This window comes from Pseudomonas sp. ICMP 8385, assembly GCF_002699915.1.
Classification (GTDB): Bacteria; Pseudomonadota; Gammaproteobacteria; order Pseudomonadales; family Pseudomonadaceae; genus Aquipseudomonas; species Aquipseudomonas gessardii.
In genome coordinates this window covers 62,561-77,247 of record NZ_LKBY01000013.1, presented here as the reverse complement: position 1 = coordinate 77,247, position 14,687 = coordinate 62,561, and the positions used below count along the sequence as shown (strand labels likewise).

Genomic DNA, 14,687 nt, shown 5'->3' with positions numbered 1-14,687 from the left:
GGACCTCACCATGCAAGCGCTCAAATCATTGGCTGTGCTCGGCCTGCTGTTCGCCACCCAAGTCTCGGCCCATGGCCTGTGGACCGAACAACGCCGCGGCCATCTCGAAGTGATCTACGGCCACGGTGCCGAAGACGAAGCCTTCAAGGCCAGAAAAGTCAGCGGCGCCTGGGCCTATGACGCCGGTGGCCGGATGATCCCGGTGACCGTACAACGCCTGGTCGACCAGGCGCGCCTGCAACCGCTNCGCCTGCAACCGCTCAACCCGCCCGCCGTACTGGCGGTGGCGTTTGATAATGGCTTGTGGTCGCAAACCCCGGACAAGAAATGGGTGAACCAGGGCCACAGCCAAGTCCCCGGCGCCGTCGAAACCACCCAGGCCCTGAAATACAGCCTGGCGATCTACCAGGCCGGGGCGAAACTGCCCAAGCTGGATCAACTGAGGATGGTGATCGTGCCTGAAGTCGACCCGCTGACCGTCGGCCCCGGCCAATCGCTGCCGGTGCGGGTATTGATCGACGGCAAACCCGCCGCCGGGATCAAGTTGATTGGCGACTACCGTAGCGCACCGAATACCTTGAGCACCGAGACCGACCAGGATGGCCGGGCCCGGGTGCTGGTGCGCAACGAGGCGTTGAACGTGATTGCGGCGCAGGCGCAAGTACCGGTCAAAGGTAATAGCGAGATTCAGACCCGTGCACTGTTCAGCTCACTGACCTTCCTGGGCCAACCGCACCACGAATAAACACCGCTGAACCCCTGTGGGAGCTGGCTTGTGTGGGAGCTGGCTTGCCTGCGATGCAGGCACCTCGGTGTGTCAGTCATACCTCGGTGATGCTATCGCAGGCAAGCCAACTCCCAGACAAACCAGTCCCAGGCAAGCCCCACACTAGCCAGCGGCCACATTAGAGGCTGACAGGCGCTCTTTCGCATAAGCTATTAAGCGCCGCCGCCCACTGTGGATCATCATTGAGGCACGGCACCAGCACCAGCTCCTCGCCCCCGGCTTCGCGGAACTGTTCCAGGCCGCGATCACCAATCTCTTCCAGGGTCTCGATACAATCGGCGACAAACGCCGGGCACATCACCAACAGCTTCTTCACCCCTTGCCGGGCCAAGGCCTCCAGGTGGGCCTCGGTGTAGGGTTCGATCCACTTCGCCCGGCCCAGGCGGGACTGGAACGCCACCGACCATTTATCGTCCGCCAGGCCCATGCGCGCGGCAAAGTCGCGGGCGACGCTAAAGCACTGCCCGCGATAACAGGTGGTGCGCACCTGCGGCGAGGCATTGGCGCAGCAGTCGCCCGTGCCGTCGAGGGCATGCCCGGGGTTGAGCTTGTTCAAATGCCGCTCCGGCAGGCCGTGGAAGCTGAACAACAGGTGATCGTAATCCTGCTGCAAATGCGGCCTGGCACTGGCCACCAGGGCGTCGAGGTATTCCGGCTGGTCGTAGAACGGTTGCAGGATCGAGAACTGCAGGTCGAGTTGTTTATCCCGCACCACCCGCCGCGCCTCTTCAATCACCGTGGTCACGGTGCTGTCGGCAAACTGTGGGTACAACGGCGCCAGCGTGACCTTGTGGATGCCCTGGCCGGCCAGGCGGGTCAGCACGCTCTCAATCGACGGTTCGCCATAACGCATCGCCAGTTCCACCGGGCCCTGGGTCCACTGGGCGGTCATCTGCTGCTGCAAGCGGCGACTGAGCACCACCAGCGGTGAGCCTTCGTCCCACCAGATCGAGGCGTAGGCATGGGCCGATTGCTCGGGACGCTTGATCAGGATCAGCGACACCAGCAAACGCCGCACCGGCCACGGCAGGTCAATCACATACGGGTCCATCAAGAACTGATTGAGGTAGCTGCGCACATCGGCCACCGAAGTGGACGCCGGTGAACCCAGGTTGACCAGTAATAACGCGTGATCCGTCATGCAACATCCTATCTCTCAGAGGCGGCTGGACAAGTCATCCAGGGCCGCGTGCAACTCAGTGAACTGAAAAGTGAAACCGGCGGCCAGCAACCGCTCGGGTAGTGCCTTCTGCCCGCCCAGCAACAGGCCGGACAACTCCCCCAACAAGGCCCGCAAGGCAAACGCCGGCATCGGCATGAAAGCCGGGCGGTGCAGCACCTGGCCCAGGGTCTTGGCGAACTCGCGGTTACGCACCGGCTGGGGCGCGCAGGCATTATAAGGACCGCTGGCGTCAGGTTTGTGCAGAAGAAAATCAATCAGGGCGATTTGATCCTTGATATGTACCCACGGCATCCACTGCCGGCCGTTGCCGATAGGCCCGCCCAGCGCCAGTTTAAAGGGCAATAGCAACCGCGACAAAAAGCCGCCCTCGGCCGCTAGCACCAGGCCAGTACGCACCAACACTACCCGCAGGCCTAAGGCTTCGGCGCGCTGGGCGGTTTCTTCCCAGGCGATGCACAACTGGCTGGGGAAATCATCCAGCACCGGGCCACTGGTTTCGGTCAGCTCACGTTCACCGCCATCGCCATACCAGCCCACCGCCGAACCGGAAATCAATACCGCAGGTTTCACCGCCAGGCCCTCAAGCCAGGCCAGCAGGGTTTCCGTAAGGCTGATGCGGCTGCTCCACAGCAAGGCCTTGCGCTTGTGGGTCCAGAGGCGGTCGGCAATCGGCGCGCCGGCCAGGTTGATGACCGCGTCCACCGGCTGTGTGATGTCCTGCAAACGGGCTACACCCTGCACCTGCGCACCGCACAACCTGGCGACCTGCGCGGGGTGGCGGCTCCACACTGTCAACCGATGCCCCTGGGCGCTCCAGTGCTGGCAGAGCTGGCGGCCGATCAGACCCGTACCGCCGGTCAGCAAAATATGCATGAGATCTTCCTCCTGTAACGTTGGCCGGGCATCGCTGGTCTATTTTATAAGCAGGGATCTTTTTAATCGGCGCGACCTGGGTTTAACCATAGGCCACGCCACACGTTAAGGCATGCCGAAACTTATACCAAAAAACAATATTGTACAGCTATTGGTGTCGGCGTAGTCTGTACCCAACGGTAAAACGAGGCCTCCCATGACTGTTCCCATCGCGATCATCGGTACCGGCATCGCCGGACTTTCAGCCGCCCGCGCGTTAAAAGATGCCGGGCACGTTGTCCAACTCTTCGATAAAAGCCACGGCAGTGGCGGGCGCATGTCCAGCAAGCGCAGCGAGGCCGGCGCGTTGGATCTGGGCGCGCAGTATTTCACGGCCCGCGACCGGCGCTTCGTCAATGAAGTACAACGCTGGCAAGCCAATGGCTGGGCCGCCGAGTGGGAGCCGCAACTCTACAACTTCCAGTCCGGGCAACTGAGCCCCTCCCCCGATGAGCAGACCCGCTGGGTCGGCACCCCGCGCATGAGCGCCATCACCCGCGCCTTGCTCGATGACCTGCCGGTGGAGTTTGGCTGCCGTATCACCGAAGTGTTCCAGGGCCAACAACACTGGAACCTGCTGGACGCCGACGGCGACAACCATGGCCCTTTCAGCCACGTGATCATCGCCACCCCGGCGCACCAGGCCACCGCCCTGCTGGCGGCGGCGCCCAAGCTGGCGAGCACCGCCGCCGGGGTGAAAATGGACCCGACCTGGGCCATCGCCCTGGCCTTCGATACGCCGCTGGATACGCCGATGGAAGGTTGCTTCGTACAAAACAGCCCCCTCGACTGGCTGGCCCGCAACCGCAGCAAACCAGGGCGGGACGCCACGCCGGACACCTGGATCCTGCACGCCACCAGTGCCTGGAGCAAACAGCACCTGGACCTGCCCAAGGACGCCATTATCGAGTTGCTGCACGGCGCCTTTGCCGAACTGCTGCACTGCAGCATGCCGGCGCCCGTCTTCAGCCTGGCCCATCGCTGGCTGTATGCACGCCCCGCAAGCGGTCATGAATGGGGGGTATTGGCGGATGCCGACCTGGGCTTGTATGCCTGTGGCGACTGGTGCCTGTCGGGACGGGTCGAAGGGGCCTGGCTCAGCGGCCAGGAAGCGGCGCGGCGCCTGGTCGAACATTTGCGCTAAGCCGCTGCAATCGCTGCTATCCCGTCAGCAGGGAATGATCGGCCTATAAAACCTATACAAAATATTTGACTTGTACACAGCAAAACCTATGATGAAATTAGTTGTACAGAAAATAAAATCTGTACAGGAGTCTTGCAGAGGTTTGCCATGTCCAGTCCCCTGTCCGCCATCGGCAAACCGAAAATCGCCATCAGCGCCTGCCTGCTTGGCGAGAACGTGCGCTTCAATGGCGGGCACAAGCAATCCTCCCTGTGCCGCCAGACACTCAGCGCCTACTTCGACTTCGTGCCACTGTGCCCGGAAGTCGCCATCGGCCTGGGCATCCCCCGCGAGCCGATTCGCCTGGTGGGCGACCCGCAGCAGCCGCAAGCCGTGGGCACGGTGCATCGTGAACTGAACGTGACCGCCGCGCTGCACGCCTACGGCCAGGACATGGCCGCCGAGCACAGCGACCTGTGCGGCTACATCTTTATGCAGAAGTCACCGTCCTGTGGCCTGGAACGGGTCAAGGTCTACCGCGACAACGGCACCCCGGTCGAGGGCGGCGGGCGTGGTATCTATGCCCAGGCCTTCTGTGCCCGCCACCCCAACCTGCCGGTGGAGGAAGATGGCCGCCTGCACGACCCGGTGCTGCGCGAAAACTTCCTGACCCGGGTATTTGTCTACGCCTCGTGGCAGCAATGGCTGGCCGAGGGCCTGACCCGTCATCGTCTGCTGGCCTTCCACTCGCGCTATAAATACCTGCTGATGGCCCACAGCCCGGCCCACTACAAAAGCCTCGGCCATCTGTTGGGTAGCATGGGCAAGGACTGCGACCTGCCAACCCTGGCCGCCGAGTATTTCAGCGAGTTGATGACCGCGCTGCAAAGGTGCGCCACCCGTGGCACCCATTCCAACGTGCTGCAACATATCAGCGGCTACCTCAAGCAGGCCCTCAGTGCCGCAGACAAGCAGGAAATGCAGACCCTGATCGGCCAATACCGCCACGGCATCGTACCGTTGGTGGTGCCGCTGACCTTGCTCAAGCATCACTTTCGCCACCACCCGGACCGCTACATCGCGCAGCAGGCCTACCTGCAACCGCACCCGGAAAACCTCAGCCTGCGTAATGCGATCTAACCCATGAATGCGTCCCTGCAACCTCCCGCCCACCCCGTCGCCAACCTGGCCCTGGAACAAGGCTGGCTGCCGATTCGCGAGGTGTCCCGCCAGACCGGGGTCAACGCGGTGACCCTGCGTGCCTGGGAGCGGCGCTACGGCCTGATCGTGCCGCAACGCACGCCCAAGGGCCACCGGCTGTTCGGCGCCGACCATGTGCAGCGCATCCAGACCATCCTGACCTGGCTCAACCGTGGCGTGCCGGTCAGCCAGGTCAAGCAACTGATCGACAACGCCCAGCCGGTGGACGCCAGCGCTGAAAACGAATGGCAGGGCCTGCGCCAGACCCTGGTGCAAGCCATCGGCCAACTGGCCGAGCGCCGGGTGGATGCGGTGTTCAACCAGGCCATGGCCCTCTACCCGCCGCGCACCCTCTGCGAGCACCTGTTGTTGCCGCTGCTCAAGGAGCTGGACCAACGTTGGCAAGGCCAGTTCGGCGCACAGATGGAGCGGGTGTTTTTTTATTCCTGGCTGCGCAGCAAATTCGGCGCGCGGCTGTATCACAACAATCGCCAGCTCAGTGGCCCCCCTTTATTGCTGATCAATCATTCCGACCGACCACTGGAGCCGCACCTGTGGTTGAGCGCCTGGCTGGCCAGCAGCGCCGATTGCCCGGTGGAAGTCTTCGACTGGCCGCTGCCCACCGGCGAGCTGGCCCTGGCGGTCGAACACCTGCAACCACGCGCCGTGCTGCTGTACTCCAGCAAGGCCCTCCATTTGGCAGGCCTGCCGAAACTATTGAGCGGTGCCCGTTGCCCAATTCTGATCGCCGGCCCCACGGTCTGCATCCACCAGGCCGAGTTGTCCGTCTTAACCCAGGACATCCCCGGGCTGTTGTTGGCCGAAGACCCGTTGTCGGCCCATCAGCTCCTGATCCAGCGTGGGCTTCTCTAATGCATCTGATCTGGCTGCGCAGCGACCTGCGCCTGCATGACAACACCGCCCTCGCCGCCGCCTGCCAGCGCGGGCCGACGGCGGCGGTGTACCTGATCACCGCCGATCAGTGGCTGGCCCATGACGATGCGCCGTGCAAGGTGGACTTCTGGCTGCGCAACCTCAAGGCCCTGAGCCTGGCCCTGGGAAAGCTGAATATCCCCCTGCTGATCCGCCATGCCGACACCTGGGACCAGGTGCCGCTGGTACTGGTGGAGGTGTGCCAGAGCCTGTCGGTCGAGAGCGTCCACGCCAACGAAGAATACGGGATCCACGAAAGCCGGCGTGACGCCGCCGTGGCCAGGGCCCTGGCAACACAAGGGGTGAGTTTTCAGCGTTATCTGGACCAGTTGCTGTTCCAACCCGGCAGTGTGCTGACCAAGACGGGCACCTACTTCCAGGTGTTCAGCCAGTTTCGCAAGGTCTGCTACAACCGCCTGCACACGGCCCTGCCGCGCCGGGTGGCGACGCCCAAGGCCCAGGCCGCCTTGGCCTTGGCCAGCGATGCCGTGCCCGGGCAGGTCAAGGGCTTTGCCCCGCCCAGCGACACCCTGCGCGCCCTTTGGCCGGCCGGTGAAGATGAGGCGCAGCGGCGCCTTGCACAGTTTGCCGACGCACAGATCAGCTATTACAAGGACGAACGCGACTTCCCGGCCAAGCCCGGCACCAGCCAACTGTCGGCGTACCTCGCCGCTGGCGTGGTGTCGCCGCGCCAGTGCCTGCACGCGGCGCTACAAAGCAACCAGGGTGAATTTGAAAGCGGCGATACCGGCGCCATTACCTGGATCAACGAGCTGCTGTGGCGCGAGTTCTACAAACATATCCTGGTGGGCTACCCACGGGTGTCGCGTCATCGCGCGTTTCGCCCGGAAACCGAAGCCGTGGCCTGGCGCCACGCCCCCGCAGACCTGGCCGCCTGGCAGGAAGCGCGCACCGGCCTGCCGATCATCGATGCCGCAATGCGCCAACTCTTGGCAACCGGTTGGATGCATAACCGCCTGCGCATGGTGGTGGCGATGTTTTTGACCAAGAACCTGTTGATCGACTGGCGCGAAGGCGAGCGCTTTTTTATGCGCCACTTGATCGACGGCGACCTGGCGGCCAACAACGGCGGCTGGCAATGGAGCTCGTCCACCGGCACCGATTCGGCGCCGTACTTCCGCATTTTCAGCCCATTGAGCCAGTCCGAGAAGTTCGACGGCGAAGGGCGCTTCATCAAGCAGTGGCTGCCGCAACTGGCGGGCTTGAACAAACAGCAAGTGCACCATCCCGCCGCCGCCGGCGATCTGTTTGGCGTGGCCGACTACCCGCAGCCCATTGTCGACCTCAAGCATTCCCGTGAACGCGCGTTGGCGGCCTTTCGCGCCCTGCCCTCGCGCCAGGCGGCGGGAGACATATATGAGTGATGGCCTGCGACAGTTCGCCGATTCCTTCGCCCCCCTGGGCACACACAACCGGCACCGGCTCGACAACCTGTACAGCCAGGACATATCGTTTACCGATCCACTGCATCAGGTCCGCGGTATCAGCGCGCGGTGTTACGAACATCTGCTGGTAGTTGGCCGGCCGGTCCGTTGGTTGAAAGGGAGAATGGCATGAGCCTGACATCGCCACGCCGTTATTGGCTGACCGGGGCAAGCAGTGGCCTTGGCGCCGCCCTGGCCGAGGTGTTGCTCGACAGCGGCGCCCGGGTGGCGCTGAGTGCGCGTGCCAAGGCACCGCTGGAGCAACTTGCCCAACGCTATCCTGGGCAAGTGCTGGTGGTCGCCGGCAACTTGACCAACAGCCAGGTCGTACGGGAAATCGGCGAGCAGATCGCGCAAACCTGGGGGGCCCTGGACACCGTGCTCCTGAATGCCGGCACCTGCGAATACGTGGATGCCAAGCAGTTCGATGCGTCGATTATCGAACATGTGGTGCGCACCAACCTGCTGGCCAGCAGTTATTGCATCGAAGCCGCCTTGGCGCTGCTGCGTGCCGGGCAAACCCCGCACCTGGTGGGCGTCGCCAGTGCGGTCACGTACCTGCCGATGCCCCGTGCAGAAGCCTATGGCGCGTCCAAGGCCGGCCTGCGTTCCCTGTTTGAAGCCCAGCGCCTTGACCTGTCTCCCGAAGGCATTGACGTCACGGTTGTCAGCCCCGGTTTCGTCGATACGCCGCTGACCGAACACAATGACTTTCCAATGCCCTTGAGCTGGCCGGCCGACAAGGCCGCGCGGCATATTGTCGGCAAACTGGAAGAGCGCCCCCTGGAGATTGCCTTCCCGGCGCTGTTTATCGCCACCCTGTGGCCGTTGTCGACATTGCCGAACCGCGCGCGACTGATCATCGGCAAGCGCATGCTGCGCAGCCCGCCGCCGCACAAGGACAACCTGTGAAGATCGCCATTGTCGGCAGCGGTATTTCCGGGCTGACCTGCGCCTATCTGCTCAGCCGCCGCCATGACATCAGCGTATTTGAAGACGGCGTGGTCAGTGCCCTGCGCGTGGCCCAGGCGTTTGGGCAAACCCTGTAAACCGTGATGCAGGAGCGACGCGCTTGCCTGCCGGCGGCGCGCCGAAAAAAACCTGGAGCCGGTCGGCTTTTACTTGCAGCTTGACGCTTGAACCTTGAAGCTGCCCCCCATGACCACCATCCCCCACACCCAAATCGCCGAACCCGCCGTCACCTGTTCCACCTGTGCAGCCTGCTGCTGCCAATTGGAAGTCATGCTGATCACCGACACCGGCGTGCCTGATCGCTTTATCGACACCGACGACTGGGGCGGCGAAGTCATGCTGCGCCTGGACGACGGCTGGTGCGCGGCGCTAGATCGCGACACGATGATGTGCACGATCTATGAGAAGCGACCATTGATTTGCCGGGAGTTCGAGATGGGCGCGCCGGAGTGCCTTGAAGAGCGCCAGGGGATTGCGACGGTCTACCGCTGAACCAAGGCCAATGAAGATCCCATGTGGAAGCGGGCCTATGTGGAAGCTTGTGTGGGAGCTGGCTTGCCTGCGCTAGCATCACTACGGTGTAACTGATACACCACAGCGCCTGCATCGCGGGCAAGCCCGACTCCCACACCAGCCCACACACATAGGTTCTGCAGTGCCTGGGGAATATCAGAGCGGCATTGTGTAGTTCAACGAATAGCTCTCGACACCATCGTTGCGGCTGCTGATACCGGCGTTGGAATAGTGCGTGGCCCGGATCCCCACCTGATGCCCGCCGGCAAAACGCAAGCCCAAGCCCAGGCGGTCTTCAAACTGGAAAGCCCCGCCGATATTGTTGTCTTCGACCCGGCTGCGTGAAAACAGCGCCATGCCGATCCCCGCTTCGATGTAGGGCTTCACCGACTCGCCGGCGAACTCATACACAAACACCGGCGAAAACGACAGGCTGCTGACACTCGCACGTTCGTCCCCCTCCCAGAAGGTATAAGCGCCGCTCCAGTAGCCGGTCAGGCGGCCGACATCGCTCTGCCACCAGCTCTTGTCCCAGTCCGATTGCAGGCCCAGGCGATACGTCATGGTCGAATCGCTGGTATGCCCCACCGCAAACTCCAGGCCGGCTGCCTGGGCCGAAATCGAATGCCCCACCACAACGGCTGCAATCGCAGCCAAACAGAACAAGCGCTTCATAAGAAACATCCTTTCCAAACGAATTTGTATGATTTTTTACCGCTAATCAGGAGCTATAGAAATCACGGAGTAAGCAGAAGTTCAGTTAAAAAAACCCGCTGTTTCACGAATTTTTTACCGCTCGAAACTGCGCACAACGCCGCTGGAGTTCCAGAGTGTGGGTAGGATATTTCTTAGGTGCTGCGGCTCGCCGCTGGTCCAGAATTGCGCGGTACGGGGGGTGCCATCGGCCAGCAGTTGGCGCTCACCCAGCAGACGCTGTAGCTGGCGCGCCACTGCTGCGCCGGTATCGATCAGGATGATCGACGGTGGCAGCATCGTCGCCAGCAATGGCTTAAGGAAAGGATAGTGGGTGCAACCAAGGATGAGCGTGTCGCAGCCGGCCTCGACCAGCGGCGCGACATACCCTTGCAGCAACTGGCGCAGCACCGGGCTGCCCAGGTCGCCGGCCTCGATCAGCTCGACCAGCCCCGGGCATGGCTGGGTAATCACCCGTACATCGGTGGCAAAGCGATCCAGCAACGCGGCAAACTTGGCGCTTTGCAGGGTGCCCGTGGTGGCGAGTACGCCGACCACGCCACTGCGGGTCGCGGCAGCCGCCGGTTTGACCGCCGGCTCCATGCCCACCAGCGGCCAATCCGGGTAATCGCTGCGCAAATCCGCGACCGCCGCCACGGTTGCCGTGTTGCAGGCAATCACAAAGGCCTTGGCGCCCTGCTCGCGGAAAAACTCTGCGACCACCCGCGAACGTTCGCGAATGAAGGCCGGGGTTTTCTCGCCATAGGGGATATGCCCGCAATCGGCCACGTACAGCAGCGACTCCTGGGGCAATAAACGATGAATTTCGTCCAGCACCGACAGGCCGCCGACACCGGAGTCGAACACACCAATCGGTGCATCCTTAACCATGCTGGCTACCGCAGACGCTGCAACCGGGATCGCGCTTGACCCGCAGTTCGCGAAAACGCGTGCCCAGGGCATCGATCAACAGCAGGCGCCCGACCAGGGGGGTGCCAAAGCCGGCCAGCAGTTTCAGGGCTTCCAGGGCTTGCAGGCTGCCGACCAGGCCCACCAGCGGGCCGACAACGCCGGCTTCGCTGCAGGTCAGTTCGGTGTCGCTGCCGTGCCCATATAAACAGTGGTAGCACGGGCTTTCCGGGCGGCGTGGGTCGAACACCGAGAGCTGGCCTTCGAGGCGAATCGCCGCGCCGCTGACCAGGGGCTTGCCCGCCGCCACGCACGCCGCGTTCACCGCTTCGCGGGTGGCGAAGTTGTCACAGCAGTCGAGCACCAGGTCTACATCGGCCACGGCGGCGGCCAACGAGTCCGCGTCCAGCGCCGTGCGGTGGGCCACCAGCCGTACCTCAGGGTTGATCGCACTCAGGCGGCGGATGGCCGAATCGACCTTGCTCAGACCCACGCTGTCAGTGTCGTGGATGATCTGGCGTTGCAGGTTGGTCAGGTCGACGGTATCAAAGTCCGCCAGATGCAGCTGGCCCACGCCGGCCGCCGCCAGGTACAGGGCCACCGGCGCGCCGAGGCCACCAAGGCCGACGATCAGCACGCGGCTGTTTTTCAGGCGCAACTGGCCGTCAATGTCGACCTGTTGCAACAGGATCTGCCGGCTATAGCGCAACAGCTCCTGGTCGGTCAGCACGGCCGGCGTCCCAGGCTGATGCGCTCATGGCCGCCGAGGTCAATACGGCTATGGACCTCTTCAAAACCTTGCGTCAGCAGCAGGTCACGCACGGCCGGGGCCTGGTCGTAACCATGCTCGAGCAACAACCAGCCACCGGCCTCCAGGTGCTGCGGCGCCTGGGCGATGATCAGGCGCAGGTCGTCCAGGCCGTCGTGACCGGCCACCAAGGCGCTGGCCGGCTCGAAGCGCACATCGCCCGCCACCAGGTGCGGATCGCTGTCGGCAATATAGGGCGGGTTGCTGATGATCAGGTGATAGGTGTGATCTTTGAGGGCGCTGAACCAATGACTGTTGAGCACCGTGACGTTATCCAGGTGCAGGCGCTGGCGATTACGTTCGGCCAGGGCCACGGCTTCGAGCACGCGATCCACTGCCGTCACGCGCCAGGCCGGGCGCTCGCTGGCCAGGGCCAGGGCGATGGCGCCGCTGCCGGTGCCCAGGTCGAGCACAGTGGCCGGGGTGGCGGGCAACAACTCCAAGGCCGCCTCCACCAGCAGCTCGGTGTCCGGGCGCGGGATCAGGGTGTGGGGCGCGACTTCCAGGTCGAGTTTCCAGAAGCCTTGCTGGCCGAGAATATAAGCCACCGGCTCACCACTGCGGCGACGTTGCAGGTAGTCGGCAAAACGCAGCGCGTCTTCGCTGCTGACGATTTTTTCCGGCCAGGTGTGCAGGTAGCTGCGGGACTTGCCCAGGGCTGCGGCCAGCAACAACTCCACATCCAGGCGCGCGGTCGGCGAGTCGGGCAGGTCGGCGGCGCGCAACAAGCTGGCAATAATGGTCATTTATTCACCTATCGCGGCCAGTTGGTCGGCCTGGTATTCGGCGAGCAACGGCTCGATCACTGCGTCCACGCCACCGGCAAGGATTTCGTCCAGGGAATACAGGGTCAGGTTGACCCGATGGTCGGTGACCCGCCCTTGGGCATAGTTATAGGTGCGAATGCGCTCGGAGCGGTCACCCGAGCCCACCAGCAACTTGCGCTCGCTGGCAATGGCGTTGGCCGCAGCGCTGGTCTGTTGGTCGTTGAGCTTGGCCGACAGCCAGGACATGGCCCGCGCCCGGTTCTTGTGCTGGGAACGTTCTTCCTGGCACTCCACCACAATGCCGGACGGCAAGTGGGTGATGCGGATCGCCGAGTCGGTCTTGTTGACGTGCTGGCCACCGGCGCCCGACGAGCGGTAAGTATCGACGCGCAAGTCCGCCGGGTTGATCTCGATGGCTTCCTGCTCGTCGGGTTCGGGCAACACGGCCACGGTGCACGCCGAGGTGTGGATACGGCCCTGGGACTCGGTGGCGGGTACACGCTGTACGCGGTGCACGCCGGACTCGAATTTCAGCTTGCCGTAGACGTTCTCGCCTTCGACCCGGGCGATGATTTCCTTGTAGCCGCCGTGTTCCCCCTCGTTCTGCGAGAGGATTTCCACGCGCCAGCCGCGACGCTCGGCATAGCGTGAGTACATGCGGAACAGGTCGCCGGAAAAGATCGCCGCCTCGTCGCCACCGGTGCCGGCGCGGATTTCCAGGAAGACGTTGCGCCCATCGTTAGGGTCTTTGGGCAGCAGCATGCGTTGCAGGTCGCCTTCAAGCTCGATGAGCTTGTCTTTGGCTTCGCGGACTTCTTCCACGGCCATTTCCCGCATGTCCGGGTCGCTGTCCTTGAGCAGCGCCTGGGCGCCTTCGAGGTCGGCCTGCACCTTGAGCAGTTGCGAATAGGTGGTCACGATCGGCTCAACTTCGGCGTATTCCTTGGAATAGGCGCGGAACTTGGTCTGATCGGAAATAACCTCGCCGTCGCCGAGCAAGGCGGTCAGTTCTTCGAAACGGTCCTGGAGCACATCCAGTTTATTGAGCAGTGACGCTTTCATTGCGGTTTTTTATCCGAAGAGCTGTCTGACGCGCCCTCACCGAGGGCAAAGAGTTCCTGGGCCATGGCCAGCGCATCGAGGCGGCCTTCGGCTGTCAGTTTTTTAAGCTGTACGCTGGGAGCATGCAACAGCTTGTTGGTGAGGCCACGGGCCAATTGCATCAAGATGTCTTCAGCGTTGCCGCCATTGGCCAGCAGGCGCTGGGCCTTGATCAATTCTTCATCGCGCAGGCGCTCGCCCTGTTGGCGATAGGCCTTGAGCACATCCACGGCGGCCAGCTCGCGCAGGCGCACCATAAAGTCATCGGCGCCGATGGCGACCATTTCCTCGGCGGCCTGGGCAGCGCCCTGGCGGCTCTTGAGGTTTTCGGCGACCACTTCGTGCAGGTCGTCGACGCTATACAGGTAAACGTCGTCCAACTCGCCGACTTCGGGCTCGATATCCCGGGGAACGGCGATATCCACCATGAAAATCGGTTTGTGCTTGCGCAGCTTCAGGGCGCTTTCCACCGCGCCCTTGCCGAGGATCGGCAACTGGCTGGCGGTGGAGCTGATCACGATATCGCTGCGCACCAGCTCGGCCGGGATGTCGGCCAGCAACACCGCGTGGGCACCGAACTCTTCAGCCAGGATGCTCGCGCGCTCCAGGGTCCGGTTGGCCACCACGATGCGCTTGACACCCAGGTCATGCAGGTGCCGGGCGACCAGGGTAATGGTCTCGCCCGCGCCGATCAGCAGGGCCTGACTGCGTTGCAGGTCGCTGAAGATCTGCTTGGCCAGGCTGACGGCGGCAAACGCCACGGACACCGGGTTTTCGCCAATCGCCGTATCGGTACGCACCTGCTTGGCCGAATTGAAGGTGGCCTGGAACAGACGCCCCAGCAACGGCCCCACGGTCCCGGCTTCACGGGCCACGGCGTAGGCCGATTTCATCTGGCCGAGGATCTGCGGCTCACCCAAAACCAGGGAGTCGAGCCCGGATGCCACACGCATCATGTGACGAACTGCCGCATCATCTTCATGCACATAAGCGCTGGCGCGCAGGTCATCCAGGCTCAAATGATGGTATTCAGCCAGCCAGCGCAGTACCCCATCCGACGAAAGATGTTCCTGCTCTATATAGAGCTCGCTGCGATTGCAGGTGGAAAGGATCGCAGCTTCGCGGCTGTCGGTGAGCCGGCACAGCTGCTGCAAAGCCTCAACCAATTGCTCCGGGGTAAACGCCACGCGCTCGCGGACGTCTACAGAAGCAGTCTTGTGGTTGATACCCAGAGCAAGGAAGGCCATTCAATATCGCTGATGATGTCGAGAAGCCGACAATTGTCCTACTTCGACTGATTCAGAACAACCACCGTCGTCTATTGTCCTAATGCCTTGTGTC

The 14,687-nt window shown here is 63.0% G+C and carries 16 protein-coding genes and 1 pseudogene; 9 read left to right on the top strand and 8 right to left on the bottom strand.

Going from position 1 to position 14,687, the window contains the following annotated elements:
• Positions 1–10: 10 nt before the first annotated feature.
• A complete protein-coding gene (locus AO268_RS04160; RefSeq protein ID WP_099167966.1) occupies positions 11–745 on the top strand; it encodes a DUF4198 domain-containing protein in 735 nt (244 codons plus the stop codon).
• A 160-nt stretch (positions 746–905) separates the two neighbouring features.
• Here AO268_RS04160 and hemH read toward each other — a convergent pair whose 3' ends face one another.
• Both hemH and AO268_RS04150 read right to left on the bottom strand, forming a co-directional pair.
• Positions 906–1,928, bottom strand: coding sequence for a ferrochelatase (gene hemH / locus AO268_RS04155; protein WP_076962844.1), 1,023 nt, complete (start codon positions 1,926–1,928; stop codon positions 906–908).
• A gap of 15 nt (positions 1,929–1,943) precedes the next feature.
• Entirely contained in the window at positions 1,944–2,843 is a 900-nt protein-coding gene (locus AO268_RS04150; protein WP_076962845.1) for a TIGR01777 family oxidoreductase, read from the bottom strand.
• Positions 2,844–3,039: 196 nt separating this feature from the next.
• Here AO268_RS04150 and AO268_RS04145 point away from each other — a divergent pair, with 196 nt between their 5' ends.
• The 8 genes and pseudogenes from AO268_RS04145 to AO268_RS04110 all read left to right on the top strand — a co-directional run bounded on the left by AO268_RS04145 (position 3,040) and on the right by AO268_RS04110 (position 9,047).
• Complete coding sequence (locus tag AO268_RS04145; RefSeq protein ID WP_099167965.1) at positions 3,040–4,026, top strand: NAD(P)/FAD-dependent oxidoreductase; 987 nt, start codon at positions 3,040–3,042, stop codon at positions 4,024–4,026.
• 147 nt (positions 4,027–4,173) lie between these two features.
• Positions 4,174–5,145, top strand: a complete 972-nt coding sequence (locus AO268_RS04140) for a YbgA family protein (protein ID WP_373562112.1) — start codon at positions 4,174–4,176, stop codon at positions 5,143–5,145.
• Positions 5,146–5,148: 3 nt separating this feature from the next.
• Complete coding sequence (locus AO268_RS04135) at positions 5,149–6,078, top strand: MerR family transcriptional regulator (RefSeq protein ID WP_099167964.1); 930 nt, start codon at positions 5,149–5,151, stop codon at positions 6,076–6,078.
• On the top strand, positions 6,078–7,523 hold the full coding sequence (phrB, locus tag AO268_RS04130; protein ID WP_099167963.1) for a deoxyribodipyrimidine photo-lyase: 1,446 nt from the start codon (positions 6,078–6,080) through the stop codon (positions 7,521–7,523). Before AO268_RS04135 ends, phrB begins: the two co-directional genes overlap by 1 nt.
• Complete coding sequence (locus tag AO268_RS04125; protein ID WP_099167962.1) at positions 7,516–7,716, top strand: hypothetical protein; 201 nt, start codon at positions 7,516–7,518, stop codon at positions 7,714–7,716. Before phrB ends, AO268_RS04125 begins: the two co-directional genes overlap by 8 nt.
• Positions 7,713–8,495 (top strand): SDR family NAD(P)-dependent oxidoreductase, encoded by a 783-nt coding sequence (locus AO268_RS04120; RefSeq protein WP_099167961.1) that lies wholly within the window; start codon positions 7,713–7,715, stop codon positions 8,493–8,495. Before AO268_RS04125 ends, AO268_RS04120 begins: the two co-directional genes overlap by 4 nt.
• Positions 8,492–8,578, top strand: a pseudogene (locus AO268_RS04115) (NAD(P)-binding protein); the annotation flags it as partial. The gene AO268_RS04120 and the pseudogene AO268_RS04115, both read left to right, overlap by 4 nt.
• A gap of 163 nt (positions 8,579–8,741) precedes the next feature.
• Positions 8,742–9,047, top strand: a complete 306-nt coding sequence (locus AO268_RS04110) for a YkgJ family cysteine cluster protein (RefSeq protein WP_076962851.1) — start codon at positions 8,742–8,744, stop codon at positions 9,045–9,047.
• A gap of 177 nt (positions 9,048–9,224) precedes the next feature.
• On the opposite strand, the gene AO268_RS04105 is transcribed toward AO268_RS04110, so the two are convergent.
• The 6 genes from AO268_RS04105 to hemA all read right to left on the bottom strand — a co-directional run bounded on the left by AO268_RS04105 (position 9,225) and on the right by hemA (position 14,593).
• Positions 9,225–9,743 carry an acyloxyacyl hydrolase gene (locus AO268_RS04105; RefSeq protein WP_076962852.1) on the bottom strand — a complete coding sequence of 173 codons (519 nt, stop codon included), beginning with the start codon at positions 9,741–9,743 and terminating at the stop codon, positions 9,225–9,227.
• Between the two features lie 114 nt (positions 9,744–9,857).
• Positions 9,858–10,652: a glutamate racemase gene (gene murI, locus AO268_RS04100; protein WP_099167960.1), complete on the bottom strand. Its 795-nt coding sequence runs from the start codon at positions 10,650–10,652 to the stop codon at positions 9,858–9,860.
• The gene (locus AO268_RS04095; protein ID WP_099167959.1) at positions 10,645–11,400 is read right to left on the bottom strand and encodes a molybdopterin-synthase adenylyltransferase MoeB; all 756 of its coding nucleotides are present in this window, start codon (positions 11,398–11,400) and stop codon (positions 10,645–10,647) included. Before AO268_RS04095 ends, murI begins: the two co-directional genes overlap by 8 nt.
• Entirely contained in the window at positions 11,394–12,224 is an 831-nt protein-coding gene (gene prmC, locus AO268_RS04090) for a peptide chain release factor N(5)-glutamine methyltransferase (RefSeq protein ID WP_099167958.1), read from the bottom strand. Before prmC ends, AO268_RS04095 begins: the two co-directional genes overlap by 7 nt.
• Positions 12,225–13,307, bottom strand: coding sequence for a peptide chain release factor 1 (gene prfA, locus AO268_RS04085; RefSeq protein WP_076962856.1), 1,083 nt, complete (start codon positions 13,305–13,307; stop codon positions 12,225–12,227).
• Positions 13,304–14,593: a glutamyl-tRNA reductase gene (gene hemA / locus AO268_RS04080; RefSeq protein ID WP_099167957.1), complete on the bottom strand. Its 1,290-nt coding sequence runs from the start codon at positions 14,591–14,593 to the stop codon at positions 13,304–13,306. The genes prfA and hemA overlap by 4 nt, the downstream gene beginning before the upstream one ends.
• Positions 14,594–14,687: the final 94 nt, after the last annotated feature.